This window comes from Collinsella sp. AF38-3AC, from assembly GCF_003474365.1.
GTDB lineage: Bacteria > Actinomycetota > Coriobacteriia > Coriobacteriales > Coriobacteriaceae > Collinsella.
This window is the reverse complement of the sequence record NZ_QROM01000008.1, coordinates 1-1,334: the sequence shown is the minus strand read 5'-3', so window position 1 is coordinate 1,334 and position 1,334 is coordinate 1. Positions and strand designations below refer to the sequence as shown.

Annotated in this window: 1 protein-coding gene and 1 pseudogene; both read right to left on the bottom strand. The window is 64.0% G+C overall.

Annotated features, from left to right (window positions below; genetic code table 11):
• Positions 1-39 precede the first annotated feature (39 nt).
• Positions 40-1,122 (bottom strand): IS3 family transposase, encoded by a 1,083-nt coding sequence (locus DW029_RS06275; RefSeq protein ID WP_158572626.1) that lies wholly within the window; start codon positions 1,120-1,122, stop codon positions 40-42.
• Positions 1,026-1,250, bottom strand: a pseudogene (locus tag DW029_RS11690) (transposase); the annotation flags it as partial. The pseudogene DW029_RS11690 and the gene DW029_RS06275, both read right to left, overlap by 97 nt.
• Between the last annotated feature and the right edge of the window lie 84 nt (positions 1,251-1,334).

Here is a 1,334-nt window from a genome sequence, read left to right as displayed (position 1 = left end):
TGACCTGTGTCAAGATTTCGGACACGGAATTGAGAGGAATCATGCTGCCATAGGCATCGCGTCGGGCTTGGGATCGGGCCGCTCGAAGAAGGCGAGCTTGGGATCGGTCCGCTCGAAGAAGTCGGCCATGGCTTCGGCCGGCACCCTGTAGCCTATCGAGGAATGCGGCCTCCGCCTGTTGTAGTACGTCTCGATGAACTCGACGACTGCGTGCCTGGCCTCGGCCCTGGTGGCGAATCGCCTGCGGTAGTACATCTCGTTCTTCAGCGTGGCGAAGAACGACTCGGCGACGGCGTTGTCGTGGCAGTTTCCCGTGCGGCTGCAGGAAAGCCGCACGTCGTTGGCGCGCGCCCATTCGGCCAGAAGCCTGCTGGTGTACTGCGCGCCGCGGTCCGTGTGGAATATGGCGTTGCCCGCCACGTATCCTCGCGATTTGGCGGATTCCAGCGCCGCCACCGCGATGTCGGCGGTCATGCGGCTCGACAGCGACCACCCGACCACCATGCGCGTGTTCAGGTCGATCACGGTCGCCAGGTACAGCCAGCCCTCGCCGGTGCGCAGGTAGGTGATGTCGCCCACGAGCTTGTAGGTGGGGACCGGGCTCGTGAAGTCGCGGCGCACCAGGTCGGGCCTGGGCTTGGCCTTGGGGTCGGGAATCGTGGTGCGCTTGCGCTGGTTTGGCGTGCAGCCGCGTATGCCCAGCTCGCGCATCAGCTTGCGCACCCGATACAGGGTCAATCCGGAGAACTCGGCGGGCAGGAAGCACTTCACGAACCTCGCGCCGAACCTGCGGTCCGACTCCAGCCAGACGCGCCTCACGGCCTCGCGCTCGGCCGACCAGTCGTCTTCGGGGCAGCCGTTGGAAAGCCACGAGTAGAAGCCCGACCTGCTCACGCAAAGGATCCTCGCCATGAGCGTGATTGGGTATTCGGCCTTCTCCGCCAGCATCAGCCGGTAGCGCGCGGCTACCCCTGCTCTTTGGCGAAGAAGGCCGCGGCTTTTTTCAAGAAGGCGTTCTCCATCTCGAGCTCGCGTATGCGCCTCCTGGCCTCGCGCAACTCGCGGTCCTCGGCCTTGGGGTCGGGCTCGCCGGAAAGCTCGCGCCTGCGGTTCTGCACCCACTTGTTCACCGTCTTGGAATTCAGCCCGAGCTCGGCGCAGCACTCGGTGATGGGCCTGCCCGTCGAGATGATGTAGTCGGCCGTCTCGCGCCTGAACTCGTCGGTGTATTTCGCCGGCTGGTTTGCCATGGCTCGTCCTTTCGTCTGTTGCCCTGCATTCTAGGGGAAAATAGGTTCCTCTTGAACGCGTGTCCGAAAAGACGATACAGGTCA